Annotated in this window: 21 protein-coding genes; 9 read left to right on the top strand and 12 right to left on the bottom strand. The window is 74.0% G+C overall.

Annotation, left to right across the window (positions count from 1 at the left end):
* The 4 genes from GA0115242_RS19450 to GA0115242_RS19435 form a co-directional block, all read right to left on the bottom strand.
* A partial coding sequence (locus GA0115242_RS19450; protein WP_141721662.1) for an ATP-binding protein occupies positions 1 to 1,084 on the bottom strand: 1,084 nt, incomplete at its 3' end.
* A 270-nt stretch (positions 1,085 to 1,354) separates the two neighbouring features.
* Positions 1,355 to 2,395, bottom strand: a complete 1,041-nt coding sequence (locus GA0115242_RS19445) for an NAD(P)-dependent alcohol dehydrogenase (protein ID WP_093830178.1) — start codon at positions 2,393 to 2,395, stop codon at positions 1,355 to 1,357.
* Between the two features lie 22 nt (positions 2,396 to 2,417).
* A complete protein-coding gene (locus GA0115242_RS19440) occupies positions 2,418 to 3,200 on the bottom strand; it encodes an SDR family NAD(P)-dependent oxidoreductase (protein ID WP_093830176.1) in 783 nt (260 codons plus the stop codon).
* A complete protein-coding gene (locus GA0115242_RS19435) occupies positions 3,197 to 3,874 on the bottom strand; it encodes a TetR family transcriptional regulator (protein WP_161353195.1) in 678 nt (225 codons plus the stop codon). The genes GA0115242_RS19440 and GA0115242_RS19435 overlap by 4 nt, the downstream gene beginning before the upstream one ends.
* Before the next feature lie 182 nt (positions 3,875 to 4,056).
* Between GA0115242_RS19435 and GA0115242_RS19430 the strand changes: the two genes are divergently transcribed.
* From GA0115242_RS19430 to GA0115242_RS19420, 3 genes are all read left to right on the top strand, one after another.
* Positions 4,057 to 5,406 (top strand): transaminase, encoded by a 1,350-nt coding sequence (locus tag GA0115242_RS19430; protein WP_093830172.1) that lies wholly within the window; start codon positions 4,057 to 4,059, stop codon positions 5,404 to 5,406.
* 49 nt (positions 5,407 to 5,455) lie between these two features.
* Positions 5,456 to 5,896 (top strand): Lrp/AsnC family transcriptional regulator, encoded by a 441-nt coding sequence (locus tag GA0115242_RS19425; RefSeq protein ID WP_093830170.1) that lies wholly within the window; start codon positions 5,456 to 5,458, stop codon positions 5,894 to 5,896.
* Between the two features lie 302 nt (positions 5,897 to 6,198).
* Positions 6,199 to 7,446: a cation:proton antiporter gene (locus tag GA0115242_RS19420; protein WP_256089474.1), complete on the top strand. Its 1,248-nt coding sequence runs from the start codon at positions 6,199 to 6,201 to the stop codon at positions 7,444 to 7,446.
* A 54-nt stretch (positions 7,447 to 7,500) separates the two neighbouring features.
* Here the strand turns inward: GA0115242_RS19420 and GA0115242_RS19415 are convergent, their stop codons facing one another.
* Both GA0115242_RS19415 and GA0115242_RS19410 read right to left on the bottom strand, forming a co-directional pair.
* Entirely contained in the window at positions 7,501 to 8,166 is a 666-nt protein-coding gene (locus GA0115242_RS19415; protein ID WP_093830168.1) for a response regulator, read from the bottom strand.
* Positions 8,120 to 9,121, bottom strand: a complete 1,002-nt coding sequence (locus GA0115242_RS19410; protein WP_093830166.1) for a HAMP domain-containing sensor histidine kinase — start codon at positions 9,119 to 9,121, stop codon at positions 8,120 to 8,122. Before GA0115242_RS19410 ends, GA0115242_RS19415 begins: the two co-directional genes overlap by 47 nt.
* Positions 9,122 to 9,342: 221 nt before the next feature.
* Here GA0115242_RS19410 and GA0115242_RS19405 point away from each other — a divergent pair, with 221 nt between their 5' ends.
* A complete protein-coding gene (locus GA0115242_RS19405) occupies positions 9,343 to 9,612 on the top strand; it encodes a DUF3040 domain-containing protein (RefSeq protein ID WP_256089473.1) in 270 nt (89 codons plus the stop codon).
* A gap of 119 nt (positions 9,613 to 9,731) precedes the next feature.
* Complete coding sequence (locus GA0115242_RS19400; RefSeq protein ID WP_093830162.1) at positions 9,732 to 10,175, top strand: hypothetical protein; 444 nt, start codon at positions 9,732 to 9,734, stop codon at positions 10,173 to 10,175.
* Positions 10,176 to 10,203: 28 nt separating this feature from the next.
* Here GA0115242_RS19400 and GA0115242_RS19395 read toward each other — a convergent pair whose 3' ends face one another.
* Together GA0115242_RS19395 and GA0115242_RS19390 are read right to left on the bottom strand one after the other, a co-directional pair.
* Entirely contained in the window at positions 10,204 to 11,583 is a 1,380-nt protein-coding gene (locus GA0115242_RS19395; protein ID WP_237549160.1) for a lamin tail domain-containing protein, read from the bottom strand.
* 168 nt (positions 11,584 to 11,751) lie between these two features.
* Positions 11,752 to 12,258 (bottom strand): MarR family winged helix-turn-helix transcriptional regulator, encoded by a 507-nt coding sequence (locus tag GA0115242_RS19390; RefSeq protein ID WP_093830160.1) that lies wholly within the window; start codon positions 12,256 to 12,258, stop codon positions 11,752 to 11,754.
* A gap of 138 nt (positions 12,259 to 12,396) precedes the next feature.
* Between GA0115242_RS19390 and GA0115242_RS19385 the strand changes: the two genes are divergently transcribed.
* Positions 12,397 to 13,605 carry an FAD-dependent monooxygenase gene (locus tag GA0115242_RS19385; RefSeq protein WP_093830158.1) on the top strand — a complete coding sequence of 403 codons (1,209 nt, stop codon included), beginning with the start codon at positions 12,397 to 12,399 and terminating at the stop codon, positions 13,603 to 13,605.
* 15 nt (positions 13,606 to 13,620) lie between these two features.
* Here GA0115242_RS19385 and GA0115242_RS19380 read toward each other — a convergent pair whose 3' ends face one another.
* Entirely contained in the window at positions 13,621 to 14,619 is a 999-nt protein-coding gene (locus GA0115242_RS19380; RefSeq protein ID WP_093830156.1) for an aldo/keto reductase family protein, read from the bottom strand.
* A gap of 328 nt (positions 14,620 to 14,947) precedes the next feature.
* Here GA0115242_RS19380 and GA0115242_RS19375 point away from each other — a divergent pair, with 328 nt between their 5' ends.
* Positions 14,948 to 16,561, top strand: coding sequence for an MFS transporter (locus tag GA0115242_RS19375; protein ID WP_370672301.1), 1,614 nt, complete (start codon positions 14,948 to 14,950; stop codon positions 16,559 to 16,561).
* A gap of 88 nt (positions 16,562 to 16,649) precedes the next feature.
* Entirely contained in the window at positions 16,650 to 17,630 is a 981-nt protein-coding gene (locus tag GA0115242_RS19370) for an Lrp/AsnC family transcriptional regulator (RefSeq protein ID WP_093830154.1), read from the top strand.
* 21 nt (positions 17,631 to 17,651) lie between these two features.
* On the opposite strand, the gene GA0115242_RS19365 is transcribed toward GA0115242_RS19370, so the two are convergent.
* The 3 genes from GA0115242_RS19365 to GA0115242_RS19355 all read right to left on the bottom strand — a co-directional run bounded on the left by GA0115242_RS19365 (position 17,652) and on the right by GA0115242_RS19355 (position 19,375).
* Complete coding sequence (locus GA0115242_RS19365) at positions 17,652 to 18,026, bottom strand: roadblock/LC7 domain-containing protein (RefSeq protein ID WP_093830152.1); 375 nt, start codon at positions 18,024 to 18,026, stop codon at positions 17,652 to 17,654.
* Between the two features lie 156 nt (positions 18,027 to 18,182).
* Positions 18,183 to 19,028, bottom strand: coding sequence for a hypothetical protein (locus GA0115242_RS19360; protein WP_093830150.1), 846 nt, complete (start codon positions 19,026 to 19,028; stop codon positions 18,183 to 18,185).
* Positions 19,025 to 19,375 carry a hypothetical protein gene (locus GA0115242_RS19355; RefSeq protein WP_141721660.1) on the bottom strand — a complete coding sequence of 117 codons (351 nt, stop codon included), beginning with the start codon at positions 19,373 to 19,375 and terminating at the stop codon, positions 19,025 to 19,027. Before GA0115242_RS19355 ends, GA0115242_RS19360 begins: the two co-directional genes overlap by 4 nt.
* A 162-nt stretch (positions 19,376 to 19,537) precedes the next feature.
* Between GA0115242_RS19355 and GA0115242_RS19350 the strand changes: the two genes are divergently transcribed.
* Positions 19,538 to 19,903, top strand: a complete 366-nt coding sequence (locus tag GA0115242_RS19350) for a hypothetical protein (RefSeq protein ID WP_093830146.1) — start codon at positions 19,538 to 19,540, stop codon at positions 19,901 to 19,903.
* The last annotated feature ends 255 nt before the right edge of the window (positions 19,904 to 20,158 follow it).

Here is a 20,158-nt window from a genome sequence, read left to right as displayed (position 1 = left end):
TCGGGAGCGGTCCGCGGGTCGAGCGGGCCGCCCCGGCCGCCGGCGGGTGCGCCAGCGGGTCGATCCGGCTGAGCAGATGGCTGTCGATCCGCAGCACTGCCCGCACGCCCCCGTACGGCGAGGGCGACGACAGGTCGACCCCGAGGTCGAACTGCCGGGTCAGCTGCCCGATCGCGGCGAGCCCCATCCGCGGCGGGTCGCCCAGCTCGGTCAGCAGGATCGGGCCGCCGCCCGCCACCAGCCGCTGCGCGCGCTCCCGTTCGTCCCGGGTCATGCCCAGACCCGCGTCGTCGACGGTGACGCACACCCCGTGGTGCACCCGCTCCAGGCCGACCACCACGTCGGTGTCGGGTGCCGAGTGCCGCAGCGCGTTGTCCAGCAGCTCGGCGACGATGATGGCGACAGGCTCGACGGCGTGCGAGACCAGCCCGGTGCCCGGCTCCAGATGGTTGTTGACCCGCACCCGGTGGTATCCGGCGAGCCGGGCCTGTCCGCCGGTCACCGCGTCCACCAGGTGCGACTCCTCGCGGGCCAGCCCCACCCACGCCCCGCAGACCACGGCGGTGACCTGTGCGCGCCGCAGCGACTGCTCGTTCTCGTGGTCGAGGCGGAACAGGGTCTGCGCCAACTCCGGTTCGTCGTAGTCCTGCTGGAGTCGGCGCAGGGCGTCCTGGAGCCGGTAGAGGGCGGCCTGGATCTCCCGGGTGGCGCCGCGCATCCCGGCCTGGGCCGCCGCGTCGATCCTGGTGCGCTGCGCGGACAGCTCGGCGCGCAGCTCCACGAGGACGTGCTCCAGCGCGACGCCGAGCGGGGAGTCGCCGATCAGCGGCTGCGTGGGCCCCGGCACCACGACATGAGGGTGCGTCAACTGCCGTGCGGCGGCCGGTATCCGCTCGGTGGCGAGGTGCTCGACCTCGGCGGTGAACCCCTCGACGGCGCCTTCGAGCCTGCCGCGCAGGGCGGCCGTCTCGGCGCGCTGCCGAAGCGATCGGCGCCGTGCGCGCAGCAGCGCGGCGGCCAGGGCGAACGACGAGAGGGTTCCCGCGGCGAGACCGCCGGCGGCCAGCTCCGGTAGTTCGATCATCGAATCGGTTCCAAGCGGGTCGCGGGCAGGGAAGAGCGTGGTCCGGGAGCCGGGCGGGGATCGCTCCGTCTGCCCCGGGCGCCGCTCGCTGCACAGTACACACCGTCATCGTTCGATTTCGCAGGGTCGGGAAAGACTGCGCGGGGAAACTTCGCCGCGCCGATCGGTTCCTCCGTGACTGTCGCAAATGCCGTGCGGGCAGGGTGAGTTGGGATCACCCTGCCCGCACGGCGGACCTCGGGGAAGGGGCGGGGCCGCCCCGGGAGCGGCTCAGCCGTTCGGGAGGATCACCGCCCGGCCGTTGATCTTCCCCGCGTGCAGCCGCTCGTAGGCGAGCGGGGCGTCGTCCAGGGAGTAGGTCTCGGTGTGGACGGAGACCGCGCCGGAGCGGGCCAGGGCCAGCACCTCGTCCAGCTCGCCCCGGCTGCCCCAGTACGGCGCCGTCACCGACACCTCGAAGGGCAGGTGCCCGAAGCCGACGGGCAGCGGGGCGCCGCCGATCCCGACGATGGTGACGTCGCCCTCGACCGCCGCGACCTTGCCCGCCGTGGCGACGGTGGGGGCGACGCCGACGAAGTCGAAGACGGCCTCCGCGCCGATCCCGCCGGTCAGTTCGCGCACCGCGTCGGCCGCCCGCGCGTCGGACGGGAACACCTCGTGCGCGCCGACCTTCCTGGCCAGCTCCAGCTTCTCCTCGCTCACGTCGAGGGCGACCACCCGGGCCGGGGTCAGGGCCCGCAGCAACTGGATGGCGACGTGCCCGAGGCCGCCGGTGCCGATGACGACCGCCGTCGAACTGGGCACCAGCTTGGGCAGCGACCGCTTGATCGCGTGGTACGGGGTGAGTCCGGCGTCGGTCAGCGGCACCGCGGCGACCGGGTCGAGCCCGCCCAGCGGCACCAGGTGGCGGACGTCGTCGACCAGCATGTACTCGGCCATCGAGCCCGGCGAGCCGAGGCCCGGCGGGTTGATGCCGAGGTCGGCGGCGCGCAGGCAGTAGTTCTCCTTGCCCTGCGCGCACTTGGCGCAGGTGCCGCAGCCCCAGGGCCCGTAGACGGCGACCGCCTCGCCCTCGGAGACACCGGTGACCCCGGCGCCGAGCGCGGCGACCGTGCCGACGCCCTCGTGCCCGAGCGTCAGCGGCAGCGCGTACGGGAAGCTCTCGGCGGGCCACTCCATCACGGCGATGTCGGAGTGGCAGACACCGGCGGCGGTCACCTTCAACAGGACCTGTCCCGGGCCGGGTTCGGGGTCGGGGACGGTCACCACCTCGGGCGCCGATCCGATCGTGCGGTACTGAAGTGCCTTCATGGCACGGCTCCTCTCCTGCGGCTCAGACGGCGGTGTAGGCGCCGTCGACGAGGTGGTAGCTGCCGGCCACGAACGAGGCGCGGTCGGACAGCAGGAAGGCGATCAGTTCGGCGACCTCCTCCGGGGTGCCGAGCCGCCCGGCCGGGTGCAGGCCCACCAGGCCGTCGTACGCGGCCTGGTCCATGGTCCGCAGCAGCGGTGTCTCGATGAAGCCGGGGCCCACCGCGTTGATCCGGATGCCGTGGGCCGCGTACTCGGCGGCTGCCGTCTTGGTGAGGCCGACCACCCCGTGCTTGGCGGCCACGTACGCGGGGGAGCCCGCGAAGGCGACCGTGCCGAGGATGGAGGCCACGTTCACGATGGCGCCGCCCCGTCCGGACGCCTCCATCGCGGGGATCTCGTGGCGCATCGAGTAGAAGACGCCGTCCAGGTTGGTGCGCACGACCCGGTCGTACGCCTCGATGTCGTAGGCGCCGGTGGGCGCGCTCGGGCCGCCGATGCCCGCGTTGTTCACGGCCAGGTCGAGGCCGCCGAAGGTGTCGACGGTGAAGGCGACGGCGGCTTCCACGGACGCGGGCCGGGTCACGTCCAGTGTGACGGCCGCGGCCTTGACGCCTTCCTCCAGGAGGCCGGCGGCGGCCCGCTCGGCGCCCTCGGTGTCGAAGTCGGCGATGACGACGGCCGCGCCGCCCGCGCCCAGACGGCGGGCGGTGGCCAGGCCGATGCCGGAGGCGGAGCCGGTGACCAGGGCGGCCTTGCCGGTGAACTCGGTGGAGAGGTCGAGGGAGTGCGGGGTGGTGCTCATGGTGCCTTCACTTCGGTAGTGCGGTCGGCGGCCGCGGTCGCGGCCTCCGAGATCAGGGCGTCGTAGGCGCGCTCCACCAGGGTGGCGAGGTCCGCTGCCCGCGGGTCGTCCCGAGATCCGGCGCGGGCCCAGGCGCGCAGCGCGGCGCTGAGGACTCCGGCGGCGGCGTCGACCACCACCGCCGGGCGCAGGTCATCGACGTCGTCGGTGGCGAGCCGGTCGGCGATGATGCGGATCGACTCCTCCTGGGCGTCGACCCGGATCCGTTCGTAGGCGGCGAACAGCGCGGGTTCGCCGTCCACCACCGCCAGCAGCCGCCGCATCCGGGGCCTGACGTGCCAGGCCGGGTTCTCACGGTCGGCCAGCCAGTCGCGGACGGCCCTGCGGTAGGCGAGGAGCGGGGGTTCGGCGGCGGGTCTGGCGCGAAGCAGCGCGTTGATCCGGTCGCCGTCGCCGCGGACGAAGTCCAGGGCCGCGTCCTCCTTGCCGGTGAAGTACCGGCTGAAGGTGCGGCGGGTGACGTCGGCGCGCTCGGCGATCGCCTCGACCGTGGTGGCGGCCAGGCCGTGGTCGAGGATCAGGTCGACGGCGGCGGCGGCCATCGCGTCGCGCGTGCGCCGCGCCTTGCGCGCCCGCCGGTCCTCCGTCGTGCTGGTCGGCTCCGTTGCCTTCATGTCCGCGAGCGTACTCCTCGATGTCCCATGGGGACACATGGCCCAGTGAGACATACGTCCCTCCGCGACACCGCGCATGAATCGCGTGTCCGCTCGATCGAATCCGTTGTCAAGGCTTGTCGCCGTCGTGATATCCGCCGTAGCCTCCTGCTGTTCGATCGGCCCCCGACGCAGAGGTGACCATGGACCGCGCCCGCCTTCAGCATCTACTGGACCGCGAGACGGCCGAGGCCGCACGTCGGGGACCCCGCTCCCGCGACGCCTACGGGCGGGCCGAGCACCTCTTCGGCCGGGTCCCCATGACCTGGATGAACAAGACCGCGGGCCCCTTTCCGCGCTATCTGGCCACCGCCCGCGGGGCCCGGGTCACCGACATCGACGGGCAGGAGTACATCGACTTCTGCCTCGGCGACACCGGCGCCATGGCCGGGCACTCGCCCCGGGTGGTGGCCGAGGCGGTCCAGCGCCGCTTCGCCGACCTCGGCGGCGCCACCGCGATGCTGCCCACCGAGGACGCGGAGTGGGTCGGCGCCGAGCTGACCCGCCGCTTCGGGCTCGCCCGCTGGAGCTTCTCGCTCACCGCGACCGACGCCAACCGCTGGGCGATCCGGCTGGCCCGCGCGGTCACCGGCCGCCCCAAGATCCTGGTGAACGCCTACAGCTACCACGGCAGCGTCGACGAGTCCCTCGTCGTCGTCGGACCGGACGGCGCCGGAGCGCCCCGCCCCGGGAACGTCGGCGCCCCCTGCGACGTCACCCTCACCAGCCGCGTCGCCGAGTTCAACGACCTGGACCGGCTGGAGCGCGAACTGGCCCACGGCGACGTGGCCGCCGTCCTGATGGAACCCGCGCTCACCAACATCGGCATCGTGCTGCCCGAGCCCGGCTACCTGGCCGGCGTGCGCGAACTGACGCGCGCGCACGGCACGTTGCTCATCAACGACGAGACCCACACCTTCTCGGCCGGACCCGGCGGCTGCACCGCGGCCTGGGGCCTGGAGCCCGACCTGCTCACCATCGGCAAGGCCATCGGCGGCGGTGTCCCGGCCGGTGCCTACGGACTCAGCGCCGACCTCGCCTCCCGGCTCCTGGGCCGCGCCGACCTCGACCTCGTCGACATGGGCGGCGTCGGCGGCACCCTGGCGGGCAACGCCCTCTCGGTCGCCGCCACCCGCGCCACCCTCGAACACGTCCTGACCGACGCGGCGTTCACCCACATGACGGCGCTCTCCGAGCGGTTCGAGAGCGGGGTCCGCGCGGCCGTCGGGACGCACGCCCTGCCCTGGTCGGTCACCCGGCTCGGCGCCCGCACCGAGTACCGCTTCGCCGACCCGGCGCCCCGCACCGGCGCCGAGTCCGCGGCGGCTGCCGACACCGCGCTGGAGGACTTCCTGCACCTCTACCTCGCCAACCGGGGCATCCTCCTCACCCCGTTCCACAACATGGCCCTGATGTGCCCGGACACCACCGCGCGCGATGTCGACACGCACACCGCGGTGTTCGGCGAGGCCCTGGCCGAACTCACCGCCTGAGCAGCGCCGATAAGCTCACCGCAGACGACCCGGAGGGAGACCGCGGACCGTGGACGAGATCGATCGGGCCATCCTGCGCGAGCTGCAGAGCGACGGCCGCATCGCCTACGCCGACCTCGGCCCCCGGGTCGGCCTGTCCGCGTCCGCCGCCCGGCAGCGGCTGCAACGCCTGCTGGACGCCAAGGCCGTCCAGGTGGTCGGCGTCACCGACCCGATGGCGATGGGCGGCCAGGCCATGGCCCTGCTCGGCATCACCGTCGACGGCGACCCGCGCACCGTCGCCGACGACCTCGCCGCCCGCGCCGAGGTCGTCTACTCCGTCCTCACCTCGGGCGGGTTCGACCTCTTCGCCGAGGTCGTCGCGCCGGGCCCGCGCGAACTCCTCGACTTCGTCAACGACGTGGTGCGCCCGCTGGAGGGCGTGAGCGGCGTCCAGTCCTTCCCCTACTTCGGCATCCACACCCACCGCTTCCTCTGGGACGTCGGCTGACCCTCCGTACCGCGCTGACCCGTCGCGGTGACGATATGGGTGACGGTACGGATGGCGGCCGGGGCACCCGAACGGCGAGGCTGGGAGCAGGCTGAGGCTGCCGCGTGCCGATGAGGGCGTCGCGGTGCGGTCGCGACGGCGACCGCCCGACGGTGATTTCGACGATCCGGCAGTCCGCCGCGCGACCGGCGCCGACCACGCGTCCGGCCACGAGTACGACGACTCCCAGGGAAGGGGACTCCTCATCCACCCCCGTCAGTTGAAGCCATCCCGCCCCCGCGACCTCTCGGAGGCGGTGACCCGTGGGACACGCTGACACCCTCCTCGCCATGGGCGGCGCCTTCCTGGCCGCCGCGCTCCTCGCGCGCCTGGGCGGCAGGATCGGGCTTCCGACGATTCCGCTGTTCATGCTCGCCGGGATCCTGCTGGGCCCGCACACCCCGGGCCTGGTCCTGGTCGAGGACGCGCACGACTTCGAGATGCTCTCCGCTCTCGGCCTGGTGCTGCTGCTGTTCTACCTGGGCCTCGAGTTCCACCTCGACGACCTCAAGAGCGGAGGACGGCGGCTGCTGGCCGCCGGGGGCGTCTACCTGCTGCTGAACGTGGGCGCCGGGCTCGGCTTCGGCTTCGCCCTCGGCTGGGGCACCCGCGAGGCCCTGGTCCTGGCCGGTGTCCTCGGCATCTCCTCGTCGGCGATCGTCACCAAGATCCTCATCGACCTGGGCCGCCTCGGCCGCCCCGAGACCCGGCTGATCCTCGGCGTCATCGTCGTCGAGGACATCTTCCTCGCCCTCTACCTGGCCGCGCTCCAGCCGGTGATCAGCGGCGCCGAGGGCGTCGCCGAGACCGTGCTGCAGAGCGCCAAGGCGTTCGGGTTCCTGCTGGTGCTGGCCGCCGCGGCCCGCTACGGCACCCGCCTGGTGGGCCGTCTGATCGCCACCCGCGACAACGAACTCCTCGTCATCAGCTTCCTCGGCGCGGCCGTGCTGGTGGCCGGGGTCTCCGAGGTGCTCGGCGTCGCCGACGCCATCGGCGCGTTCATGGTGGGCCTGATCCTCGCAGGGACGCCCTCGGGGCCGAGGATCCGCGAACTGGTCCACCCGCTGCGGGACGCCTTCGCCGCCATCTTCTTCTTCGCCTTCGGCCTGGCCATCGACCCCGGCGACTTCGCGTCCGTGGCCGTCCCGGTCGCCGCGGCGGCGGCCCTGACCCTGGTGATGAACATCCTCGCCGGACTGCTCGTCGCCCGCCTCTACCGCTACGGCCCCGACATCGCCGCCGACATCGCCACCACCCTCGTCGCGCGCGGCGAGTTCGCGCTGATCCTCGCCGCCATGGCCGCCAGCGCCGGACTCGACCCCCGGCTCGCGCCGTTCATCGCCGGGTACGTGCTCGTCCTCGCGGTCCTCGGACCCATCCTCGCGGGCCGCGCCGACCTCTTCGCCCGGCTCCTGAAGACCGTCTACCGCACCCCCTCGGACCCCGGCGCGGGCGACCGGCGGTCCGGACCCGTCCCCGAACCCGCCCTCGCGGGCGAGTCCGAACGCTGACCGCCCGCCGTCCCCTCCCGCCCCGGGCCGCCCACGGCCCGGGGCGGGGCGCGTTCAGGGCTCGATCAGGCCCACCCGCACCGCGTACCGGGTGAGTTCCAGCCGGTCCTTCAGACCCAGTTTCTGGAGCAGGTTGGCGCGGTGCCGCTCCACCGTCCGGTGGCTGATGACGAGCAGCCCGGCGATCTCCACGGACGAATGGCCCTCGGCGACCAGCTTGAGGATCTCCTCCTCGCGGTCGGTGATGGTGCGGGCGGCGAGCGCGTCACCGCCCCTGACCCGGCTCAGGTAGTCCCGGATCAGCGCGTCCACCGCCCCCGGGTACAGGAACGGCTCACCGCGCAGGGTCGCCCGGCAGGCCGCGATCAGGTCCCGGTCGGCGACCGACTTCAGCACGTACCCGGCGGCGCCCGCCGCCAGCGCCTGGAAGAAGAACTGGTCGTTGTCGTACATCGTCAGCATCAGGATCGGCAGGTCGGGGCGGGTGCGCGACAGCTCGCGCGCGGCCTGGAGCCCGGTCTGCCGGGGCATCGCGATGTCGAGGATGGCCAGATCGGGCCGGTGCGTGCGGGCCTGGGCGACGGCGTCCGCGCCGTCGTCGGCCTCGGCGACCACGGTCAGGTCGGGCTCGCTGTCGAGGATCAGCCGGACACCCCGTCTGACCAGCGCGTGGTCATCGGCGAGCAGGATGCGGGCGGGGGCCGGTTCGTGTGCGTGCATGGTCACGGCTCCGGTCGGGGGTCGGTACGGGAACGGTCAGACGTACTTCGGTGCCGCCGCGCGGCCCGGGGCCCAGCACCAGATCGGCGCCGACGAACAGGGCCCGCTCGCGCATCCCGCGCAGCCCGGCGCCCTCGGGGGCGCCGCCGAGCCCGACACCGTCGTCGCGCAGCCGCAGCCGCACGCCCTCCGGGGTCCGGGTCAGGGCGAGTTCCGCCTCCCGGGCGCGGGCGTGCCGGGCGGTGTTGGTCAGCCCCTCCTGCGCGACCCGGTACAGGACCAGCTCCGACTCGTGGTCCAGCGGCGGCAGATCGCCCTCGAGGCGGAGCCGCACCGTGCAGGCGGAGCTGCTGAAGTCGGCGGCCAGCTCCTTCAGCGCGCTGGTCAGCCCCAGCTCCTCCAGGACCCCGGGCCGCAGCCGCCGGGCGATGCGCCGGATCTCGTCCAGCCCCGACCTGGTGGTCTCCTGCACCTGCCTGAGCTGCGCTCCCAGCTCGGGCGGCGCCTGGTCGGCGGTGCGCTTCAGCTCCAGCAGGACGGCGGTGAGGGTCTGGCCCACCTCGTCGTGCAGCTCCTGCGCGATGCGCTGGCGCTCGGCCTCCTGCGCGGAGAGCGCGCGGGCGGTGCTGGTGGCCCGCTCGTCCTCCAGCCGGTCCAGCATGGTGTTGTAGGCCGCGATCAGCTCCGCGACCTCGCCGTGCCCGGCCACCGCGGGACGCCGTCCGGGCCGCAGCAGGTCGATGGTGTTCATCGCCCGCGACAGCCGCTGCAGCGGCGCGAGACCCACCCGCACCAGCAGCGCGTTCGCCACCAGCATCGCCGCGAGGCCCACGCTGAGCACCGCGGCCTCCGTGAGCAGCACCGGCGTGGAGACGGTGACCGGACCGAGCAGCAGACCGGTGGCCGTGATCAGGACGACGGCGTTCAGCAGGAAGATCCGCCAGAACAGGGGCACCGCGCTCCGCCTTCCGGGCTCGACACACGGCGTCCGCGAGGGGACGGGACGCCGACCTTGTCCCCAGCCTGCGGGGCGGGCACGATGGCGGCCATCCGTGACGTCCCTCATCTTCGGGGATGGGGGTCGACCACCCCGGTCGTTGAGCGGTGGGCCCGATGGTCGCGGGGTGCCGGGGCGGGAAAGACTCCAGGCACCACCCGCCCCGGAGAGGAGCAGCCGTGCCCCGCTACGACGCAGGAAGCCTGGCCGATCTCGAGGCCCGCCTGGAACGCGACGACCCCCGCTTCGCCCGCTCCCTGGCCAGCGGACGTCCCATCAGGCCGCGCGAGTACCGGCGGGCCGGTACCTGGACCGCGCTGCTGGTCGCCACCGGCGTCCTGCTGGTCGGGGTGGCGGTCGCGCACGGGCTGCTCATCGCGGCCGGTCTCGTCTTCATGGGGGTCGCCGCCCAGTTGCTGGACCCGACCCGCTCGCCCCGGGGCCGCTGACGGACCGGTACGCGGCTGTCGGCGGCCCCGCGCGGTCCCGTAGGCTGGTCGCCCCCTCGACCGCCTCCGCGAAGCGCTGTCCCGGGGATCGGTGGGCAGGACGAGGAGGACCGGCCGGCATGATCGAGCGAATGACGTTGCGCATGGCGGCCAGACCGGTGCCCCAGCCCGTCGCCGCGCCCCTGGTGTGGGTCGGTGCGTTCGGCGGGGCCGCGATCCTGGTCGCCCTGCTCAACTCCACGGCGGGACCGGGCCGTCCGCTGCTCGTCCTGGTGGCGCTGTCGCTGTTCGCGATCGTCCTCGGACTGTGCGCGAGCTTCGCCGCCGCGCCGGGCACCGCCGTCCTGTGCTGGCTGTTCCTCAACGGGTTCGGGATACCGCCCGCGGGCACCCTCACCTGGGTCGCCCAGCGCGACGCCCGCTGGATGGCGTGCCTCCTCGGCGCGACGCTCGTCGGCACCCTGGTGGCCCGCGTGGTGAACGCCCGCGCCGCCTACCGCCATCTCACCCCGGCGGTCTTCACCGAGCCCCCGGAGACGGAAGGACCGCCCCCGGGGCGCTAGTTCGCCGCCCTGCCGGATGCGGCGCCGCTCAGCAGGAGAGGGTGCCCCTGCGGAGGGCGTGCTTGCCGGTGTTGCCGTCGTCGGCCCAGTAGACGGGCTTGACGCCCCCGGCGCACTCGCCCGCACCGGCCACCGAGAAGCCCTCGTTGTTCAGGTCGGGCATGCCGGCGGGCCGGTCGTGCACGGCCGCGGTGGTGAAGACCCCGGACGCGCCGATCCGCATCGTGCGGTGCTGCCCGCCGCAGGTGTCGTCGCACACCACCCAGAGCCGGGACGCCTGCGGCTCCCACTGGAGTTCCATCACGGTGGACATGCCGCTGCCGAAGGAGGCGACGCGGGTGAACGCGCCCGACTCCGCGAGGACGTAGGCGTGGATCGTGCCGGTGCCCTCGACACCGACCAGGAACACGCCGCCGAAGTGCGCCGGATAGCGTCCGGGGTCGTAACCGGCCCCCGTCGAGGCGTCCTTGAACCCGGCGGCCGTCAGGGCGCTGTCCGGCACCCAGGTGACCGCCTCCAGACCGAGGTTGGCGCCGACCGCGGGCAGATCGGCGGTGAGGTTCCACTCCCTGGCCGCCGTCAGCGTGGAGCCCGTGCCGCCGACGTCGTAGCGCAGCACGGAGAGCCGACTGGTGCCGGACGAGGCGGAGTTGCGCTCGCTGGAGACGAACACCCCGGCCTGCGCGCCGGATCCGGTGACGGTCACGCCCTCGCTGTCCGGGGCGCCCGAACCGGCCGGGAACCGCAGGGCCTTGCCCGCGGCCCAGCCGCCGGCGGTGTCCGGCTTCCAGCCGCCCGTGCCGTCGGGCACCAGCCGCCACAGCTTCCCGCTGTTCTGCGCGGCCCACATCACGGACCCCTCCTGGAAGAGGCCGCTGAGGTCGCTGCCGAAGACGCCGGAGCCGTCCGCGGTCGTCACCGCGCTCCCGCCGGGCCAGGCGGTGGGGGTGGCGCCGTCCGGGCCGCAGGAGTTGGCGGCCCCGAGCGTCAGCGCGGCGGCCCGGACGAGAGCGCCGGTGCCGTCGGGGCAGCGCGACCAGGACGGGTCGGAGTGCTCGTCCCAGGCGACGCCGTCGACCAGGGTGGTGCCGTCGGCCAGGTAGAGCCGGGCCTGGTCGGCCGAGCCGAGCCCGAAGGAGGCGTGCACGTCGAAGACGGCGAACCCGCCGGGCGCCAGCGTCGTCCCGGACGCGATCCGGTACTGGCTGCTCTTGTTGTCGTCCCGGAGGATCCAGCCGGAGAGATCGACGCTCGCCGCGCCCTTGTTGTACAGCTCGATCGAGTCGTCGACGGATCCGGTGGTCACCACCTCGTTGATCCGGATGTCGTCGGCGGCCGCGGCGCGGGCGGGGGCGACCGCCGTCGCGCCGAGGGAGAGCGCCGCTGCGGCGACCGCGGCGAGGCACAGCCGCAGGCGCGGGGCGCCGGTCGGGCGGGGAGCGCGTGATCGGGGCACGTATTCCGTCCAGGGTTCGTTCTGACAGGCCGCCAGGACCCTTCCTGCCCCGGCCGAACGGCCGCGCGCGCCCGGGTGGTCCGGGGATGAACGGCGCGCGAACCGGGGGAGCGGCGGCCCCTACCGGGCGGGCGGGTCCTGGGTCTCCTCCAGGGCCGTCAGCCGCGCGGTGACGTCGTCGGCGAGGCGGCCGAGCAGCCGGCCGAGGTCGGCGCGGTCCTGTTCCGGCCAGTGCCCGATGGTCTCCGTGAACCAGCCGATCAGGGAACCGGCGTACCGGTCGACGGCCGCCGCGCCCTCGGGGGTGGGCTCGATCAGGCTGGCCCGCCGGTCCTGCGGGTCGCCCACCCGCCGGACCAGTCCGCGCCGTTCCAGCGCCTGGACCTGACGGGTGACGTGCGGGCCGACGACCTGCATCCGGTCGGCGATCTCGCCGATCCGCAGCGCGCGCCCGGCCGTGTGCAGCGTCAGGAGCACGCCGGTCGCGGGCCGGTCGAGGGTGAGTCCGGCGGCCTCGGCCGCCCGCTCGGCCAGCCTGCCCCGGGTGACGGCGTTGCTGAGCTGCGCCAGCCGGGGGAGCACGGCGAGCGCGGCGGGGTCGGGCGCGGACGGGGACGTAGGGCTCATCGCGTCTCCACTTGCATACCTAACTTAGGTATCTATATCGTCGTCGGTGTCGTCACGCCACCGGACCGGGTGGCGTCTGCGGTCAAACCACATGCCTAAGGTACGCATCTTCGATGCGGGCCGTCGGGAGGAATCCCCATGAACCACTCCGAGCAGCGCACCGTCCTCGTCTCCGGCGCGAGCATCGCCGGACCCGCCCTCGCCCACTGGCTCGACCACTACGGCTTCCGGGTCACCGTCGTCGAGAAGGCGTCCGCCGTCCGGGGCGGCGGGTACGCCGTCGACATCCGGGGCACCGCCCGCGACGCCGTCGACCGGATGGGGCTCCTCGACCGGCTGCGCGCCGCCCACGTCGACACCCGGCGGCTCACCTTCGTCGACACCGAGGGCGAGGTCATCGGCGTGGTACGCCCCGAGGACCTCACCGGCGGCGAGCAGGGCCAGGACCTGGAGGTACGGCGCGGCGACCTCGCGGACGCCCTCTACGGCGCCGTCCGCGACCGCGTCGAGTTCCTCTTCGACGACTCCATCGCCACCCTCCGCGACGACGGCGACCGGGTCGACGTCACCTTCGTCCACGCCGGGCCGCGCACCTTCGACCTGGTCATCGGCGCCGACGGACTGCACTCCCACACCCGCGGCCTGGTCCTCGGCCCCGAGGAGCCCTACCACCGCTACCTCGGCTACACCTTCGCGGGCTTCACCCTCCCCAACGACCTCGGCCTCTCCCACGAGGGCGTCACCTGGAACGCCCCCGGCCGGGCCGCCGTCCTCTACGCCCACGAACCGGCCGACCGGATGCACGGATTCCTCACCTTCGCCCGGGAGACCCCGCCCTTCGACGCCTTCCGCGACCCCGGCGCGCAGCGCGACCTCGTCGCGGCCACCTTCCCCGAGCGCACCTGGCACATCCCGCGGCTGGTCGACGCCCTGCGCTCGGCCGACGACCTCTTCTTCGACGTCGTCAGCCAGATCCACCTGCCGACCTGGTCGCGCGGGCGGGTCGCGCTGGCCGGGGACGCCGCGCACGCCACCTCGTTCCTCTCCGGCCAGGGCTCCAGCGTCTCCCTCGTCGGCGCCTACGTCCTGGCCGGGGAACTCGCCACGCACGCCGACCACACCGACGCGTTCGCCGCCTACGAGCGGATCATGCGCCCCTTCGCCGAACGCAACCAGGCCCTCGCGGGACCCGGCGGCACCTTCGTCGCCCCGCGCACCCGCGAGATGCTCGACGCCCGCAACCGGGTGCTGCGCGCGGGGGTCGGCGAGGGCGCGGAGCTGCCGGGCGACGAGGGACGCGCCGCCCACTCCGCCCTGCGCCTGCCGGAGTACCGGCCCGCCGGATGACCGGCGGGCGCCGGATCAGCGGTGCCTGACGCCCGCGCGGGCGAGCGAGGCGAGCGTCGGCCCGGTGACCGGCACGTCGCCGAGCGCCTCGTCCACGGCGGCCAGCACGTCGTCGGTGAGCCTGACCCCGGACGCGGCCGCGTTGGCGTGCACCTGCTCCGGGCGGGAGGCGCCGGTGATCGCCGACGCCACCTCGCCGCGCCGCAGCACCCAGGCCAGCGCCAGGGTGGGCAGGGTGAGACCGGCGCCCTCGGCGACCGGCACCAACCGCTGCACGGCCTCCAGGGCGTCGTCGTGGTAGACGATGTCCCGGGCCACGCCCATCGACTCGCTGGCGAACCTGCTGTCCTCGGGGACCGGCTCCCCGGGCCGGTACTTGCCGGTCAGGACGCCCTGCGCGAGCGGTGACCAGACGACCTGCCCGATGCCGTTGTCCGCGCAGAGACCGAAGACCTCCGCCTCGGGCGCCTGCCAGAGCATCGAGTACTGGGGCTGCGAGGAGACGAACAGCTCGGGCCCCGCGATCGCGATCGCCGCGCCGATCTGCTCCGGCGTCCACTCGCTGAAGCCCAGATACCGGGCCTTGCCCTGCTGGACCACCTTCTGCAGCGCCTCGACGGTGTCCTCGATCGGCACGTCGGGGTCGAAGCGGTGCGCCTGGTAGAGGTCGACGTGGTCGGTGCGCAGCCGGGTCAGGGAGGCGTCGATCTGCCGCGCGATCTGCGCGGGCGCCAGGCCCCGGTCGGCCGGGTCGTCGGACATCTGGCCCCAGACCTTGGTGGCCAGCACGTAGGAGTCGCGGGGGTGGGCGGAGAGGATCTCGCCCCAGGCGCTCTCGGCGGCGCCCCGGCCGTAGACGTTGGCGGTGTCGAAGAAGGTGATGCCCGCGTCGAAGGCGGCCTCGGTGCACGCGCGCGTGCGGTCGGCCTCGACACCGCCCGAGTAGGTCAGCCACGACCCGAGCGAGATCTCCGAGACCTCCAGGTCCGAGCTGCCGAGCTTGCGGTACCGCATGGTTGCTCCTGTCGTCGGGGGAGACCTGAGCCGTCCGGGCTCCTCGCGCATTCTCGCCGCCCCCGCCCAGGTCGGCCAGAGATCACCCCCTCCACCGGGGCGCCGCACGGCCGTCGCGCCGGTCCCGCGCAGGGGCGTGACCTGGGGCGGAGAGGCCCGGGGACGGGGCACTCCCCGGGATGTCGAGAATCCCTTGATCGTCGCGCCCGGGTGTCGGATATCCGCGTTCCGGCCACCGGTGGCTGGCTCCGGACGGGTCCGCGACGGAAGGTGTGGGGCGTCGGCGGCCCCCTGGCCCGCCGTCGTCCATGTCGCAAGGGAGAGTTCCGTGAATGCCACGACCACGCCGCACACGCCGCGGGAACGGCGGGCCGCCACGCTCGTCATGGCGTGCGTCGGCGTCTTCGTCGCCTACCTGCCGGTGACCACCGTCTCGGTGAGCCTGCCGGCCGTCCAGCGCGCCCTGAACGCCTCGACCGCCCAACTGTCCTGGGTCTCCGACGCGTTCGTCCTGCCCATGGCCGCGCTCATCCTCACCGCGGGCGTCTTCGGTGACGTGCACGGCCGCAAGAAGGTGTACCAGGCGGGCCTCGCGCTCAGCGGCCTCGGCGCCCTGGTCGCGCTGTCCGCGCACTCCGTCCAGGTCCTCTGGATCGGACAGGCCCTGGCCGGGATCGGCTCGGCCGCGCTGCTGCCCACCACCCTCGCCCTGATCAGCCACGCCGTCCCCGACCCGCGCGAGCGCGCCGCGTTCATCGGCCTGTGGGCCACCGCGCTCAGTGCCGCCCTCGCCCTGGGACCCGTCCTCGCCGGTCTCGTCCTCGAACACGCCTCCTGGCGCTGGATCTACCTGCCCACGGTGCCCGCCTCCCTGCTCGCCATGGCGTTCGCCGCCCGCCTGCTCACCGACTCCCGGGCCCCGGGCGGACGGCGCCTGGACTGGCCGGGGCAGATCACCGCCGCGCTCGCCATCACCGCGCTGGTCTACGGCATCATCGAGGGCGGCGCCGGGTCCTTCTCCGACGCCCTGGTGGTGACGGCGCTCACCGTCGCCGCGGTCTCCGCCGCCGCGTTCGTCCTCGCCGAGCGGCGCAGCGACGCCCCGATGCTCGACCTGACGCTGTTCCGCAGCCCGGCCTTCACCGCGACCACGCTCATCGCCATGATCAGCTTCCTCGGCATGATCGGCTTCTTCTTCGCACTGAGCCTCTACTTCGGGCTCGTCCAGCGCCTGTCCACCCTGGACGCCGCCTGGCGGCTGCTGATCGTGGCGGCCGTGCCGCTGCTGCTCGGCGCCCCCGTCGGCAGGCTCACCCACCGCGTCTCGCCGCGCCTGCTGATCCCCGGCGGCCTCCTCGCCGTCACGGCGGCCCTGCTCACGCTCACCGGCATCGACGCCACCACCTCGTACGCGGCCCTGTCCTGGCGGCTGGCGCTGCTCGGCCTCGGCATGGCCCTCGTCATCACCCCGATGACCGCCACCGCCGTCGGCGCGGTCCCCTTCCGGCAGGCGGGCATGGCTGCCGCGGGCAACAACGCCTTCCGGCAGGTCGGCGCCGCCCTCGGCCCCGCCGTGCTCGGCGCCCTGCTCTCCACCAGGGCCGTCGGTGCCCTGCCCGGCCACCTCACCGACGCGGGACTGGCCGCGCCGGTGGTCCGTCGGGTCACCGCGGTCGCGCAGGACGGCGGCATCGGCGCGGTGGGCGCGGTCGACCTCGGCGCGGACACGCCCCGGATGCTGGCCGCCCTCTCCGCGTCCTTCCTCGACGGCCTCCACCTCTGCCTGCTGGTCGCCGCGGCCCTCACCCTGCTCGCCGCCGCGGTCGGCGCCGTCCTGCTGCGCGCGCCCCGCGCCACGGCGGCGGGCCAGGACACCGGCCCCGGGCGGACCACCGGCCCGCGGAGCGCGGACGACGGCACCCCCGCGCCCGCGCGGGTCTGACCACCGGGCGGGTCGCCGTGACGGCCGGGCCGCGGACGCCCATGCCACCCCCACGACGACCCGCCCGCCGAACGGAACGGTCCCGCCCATGACGGAACCACCGCCGCCCCTGGACACCCTGGACCTGGAGCTGATCCAGGCGCTCCAGTTCGACGGCCGCGCCCCCTTCCGCCGGATCGGGGCGGTCCTCGGCGTCTCCGACCAGACGGTCGCCCGCCGCTACCGGAGGCTGCGGGACACCGCCGGACTGCGGATCGTCGGGGCGCTCGACGAGAGCAGGCTCGGGCGCACCACCTGGATCCTGCGCCTCGGCTGCACCCCCGACACCGCCGGTCAGCTCGCCACCGCGCTGGCCAGGCGCCCGGACACCGCCTACGTCGACCTCCTCGCGGGCGGCACCGAGGTCATGTGCGCCATGCGCCCCCGCAGCCGCCGCGAGCAGGACGAACTCCTCCTCGGACAGCTCCGGCGCACGCCCCGGGTGCTCTCCGTCGCCGCGCACTGCCTGCTGCACATGTTCTACGGCGGCCCGCTCGGCAGGCTCGACAAGATCCAGGCCCTGACAGCGGACCAGCAGGAGGCGCTGCGCCGGGCACCTGCGCCCGCCGACCCCGGGCCGGTCGTCCTCGACGCGCTCGACGAGGCGCTGCTCGCGCCGCTGCGCCGGGACGGACGCACCCCGCTCGGCGAACTGCGGGCGGCCACCGGGCAGTCGGAGTCCGCGGTCGGTCGGCGGCTGGAACGGCTGCGGGCCTCGGGGGTCCTCTACTTCGAGGCGCAGCACCGGCTGGCCTCGCTCGGGCAGGGCGTCGGCGCGATGCTCTGGCTGCGGGTCGCGCCCTCGGCGCTCGCCGACGTCGGCCGGGCCCTCGCCGCCCAGCGGGAGGTGCGGTTCGCCGCAGCCATCACGGGCCCGGCCGACCTCGTCGCGGCCGTCGGATGCGCCGACACCGAGGCGTTCTACCGGTACCTCAGCGGGACGGTGGGCGCGCTGCCCGGCGTCAGGACCGTCGAGACGGCCCTGACCCTGCGGACGGTCAAACAGCTCACCTGGGAGCCGGGCGGCTGACCCGGGCTCCCGGTCGCGGGATCAGGAGGCGACGTCCTTGTCGAGGTGGCGGCGCAGCTCCGTCACCGTCGCCGGGATCTCGCGCCGGAAGGCCGCCTGGTCGAGGCCGTCGTCGGCGACGACGGCGAGCAGCGCGCGGTTGCCGACGGCCGTCACGATCACGTGCCCGGTGCTGCACTGCGCGCTGATCTCGCGGAGCGTGCCGGTGGAGCCCTGGTCGGCGAGCCGGTTGCCGAGCGAGAGGGTGGCGGCCGCGACGGCGGCCATGGACTCGGCGTGGGTCTTGCTGACGTCACTGGTGACCACCAGCCCGTCCGAGGTGGCCAGGACGCTCTCGTTGACTCCCATCACCTTGTCCCGCAGAGAGACGAGGAGGTCGTTCACAGGGTCGCTCATGGCGTCCTCTTTCATGTCGAGCGCGTGCGGGAGGGAGGGGTACTCGGGTGCGGTCGCGGCACGCCAGGACGCGGCGGTGCCGCGCGGCCGGGACCGGATCGGGGCGCCGGCACCCGCACGCCACGACGGCGTGCCGAGGCCGGGGCGCTGGACATGTCAGGGTGTTTCGCTCGGAGTGCCGGTCGGAGCCGGGGTGTTGCGGCCGGGGAGTCTGCGCGGCAGCGGTACCGCGGCGGGCGGCGCGGGCACCGGCGCCGACGGGGTACGGGTCGCCGTGCTCGGACGCTGCGGCGCGACCGGCGCGCTCGACTGGACGAGCCCGAGCGCCAGCAGCCGCCGCAGGTCGAGCATGACGGCGAACAGGCCGCGGCCGAGCGCGAAGGCGATGTCCCTGGGGGTCCTGCGCCCGTCGGTGTTGGTCAGCACGTCCTGCAACCGCGCGGGCAACGCGCCCACGGCGCCGGGGAGTTGTGCGGGCGCCGCCAGTTGCATCCGGGTCCTGGCGAACTCGGCGACCGATCCGGGCCGGTCCGCCAGCAGTTCGGTGCGCCGGGAGATCTCCGCGACCAGCCGCTCGGGGGTGATGCCCGGGTTGCGGTACAGCACGGGGACGGGGTCGGTGACCTCCCAGCCGTCGGGACGGCTGAGCGAGAGCGCGAAGGCCGCGTCGAACAGCGCGCTGAGGCTGATGATCTCCAACTCGCCGCCGCCGACCAGCTCCTGGGCGACGAGTTCCTCGGCCAGCCGGTCGTGGGTGGTGTCCGCCGCGCAGACCGCCGACCAGGCCTCCTCGGTGATCCGCCCGGACTTCAGCAGCAGGCTCTCGACGTTGGGCGCCGCGGGTGTCTCCATCGCCACGACGAGGCCGTCGCGGAGGTGGAGGGTGCCGCCGGGGGAACCGGTCAGCCGCACGGTGCGGGACTGCTTGCGCGACCGCAACTCCGCGAGCAGCGCGGGGATGTTGCGGGAGCCGGTGCCCGGCTCGGTGCTCTCGTCGATCATCGCAGCAGGTCGTCCGCGTGCCGGGCCAGGTCGCGGAGCGCCCAGGTGATGTTGGTGCGGTTCCGGTCGACGGTCGCGCACAGCAGCAGCGGGTCGCCGGTGCGCGACACCTGGAGCGTCACCAGGTGCCGGGTCGCGGTGGTCACGATCACGCTCTCCAGATCGCCCTCGGCGCCTGCCTGGTGCAGACGGGTGCGGGCGATGTCGGCGATCTCGCAGGCGTCCTGGCTGCCGCTGACGTCGCCGAGTTCTCCGTAGGAGAGGCCGGTCACCGCGTCCAGGAGGGCCGCTCCGCCGATGCCCTGTGTCTTGAGGGCGTCCCCGAGCGCCACATCGAGCGATGACACCACTTCCCCCTTCGGTCGCTCCGTCTGCACAGTACTTTATTTGCCAACTATTGCAACACTGGCCAAAGATGGCATTGTCTGAACGCGCGCGGCACATAAAGAGACCGTTCTTGCGCCACGACTGCTCGTCTTGAGGGTCGTCAAGGAATCGAGGGCACCACCGTGAACATTGAGACCACGCTCAAGGAAGCCATGGCCATCGAAGGGGCCGTCGGCGTGGCCCTGGTCGACTACGAGAGCGGCATGTCACTGGGCACGCTCGGCGGCGGCCCCCACCTCGACCTGGAGGTCGCGGCGGCGGGCAACACGGAGGTGCTGCGGGCCAAGCAGCGCACCCTGAAGTCCATCGACATGGACGACGAGATCGAGGACATCCTCATCACCCTCGGCCACCAGTACCACCTGATCCGGCCACTCGTGAGCACCAGCGGTTCGCTCTTCCTCTACCTGGCGCTCGACCGCACCCGCAGCAACCTGGCCCTCGCCCGCCACAGCCTCAAGCGCCTGGAGGCCGGTCTGGAGGTCTGACCTCCACGCCTCCCGCAGCGGGACACGCGCGATCCGGGACGGCACCTTCCAGGCCGTCCGTCCCGGAAGGTGCCGCACGGCTCTGGCCCGGGTGCTCCGCCCGCCGGTATACAAAGCCAGTCGAACCGGCAGCCGCGCACGCACCCGGGAGGTCCTCCATGAGCCCAGTCCCGCACCCCACCCCGTCGGCGCGGGGCCGGCGCCGCGCCAGGGCGGCCGCCGCGGCCGCCGCCTGCGCCCTGGTCCTGGGGCTCG

The sequence above is a fragment of the Streptomyces sp. SolWspMP-5a-2 genome, from assembly GCF_900091845.1.
Taxonomy (GTDB): Bacteria; Actinomycetota; Actinomycetes; order Streptomycetales; family Streptomycetaceae; genus Streptomyces; species Streptomyces doudnae.
Note: the sequence above shows the minus strand (reverse complement) of the source record. Positions and strands in the feature narration are given on the sequence as shown.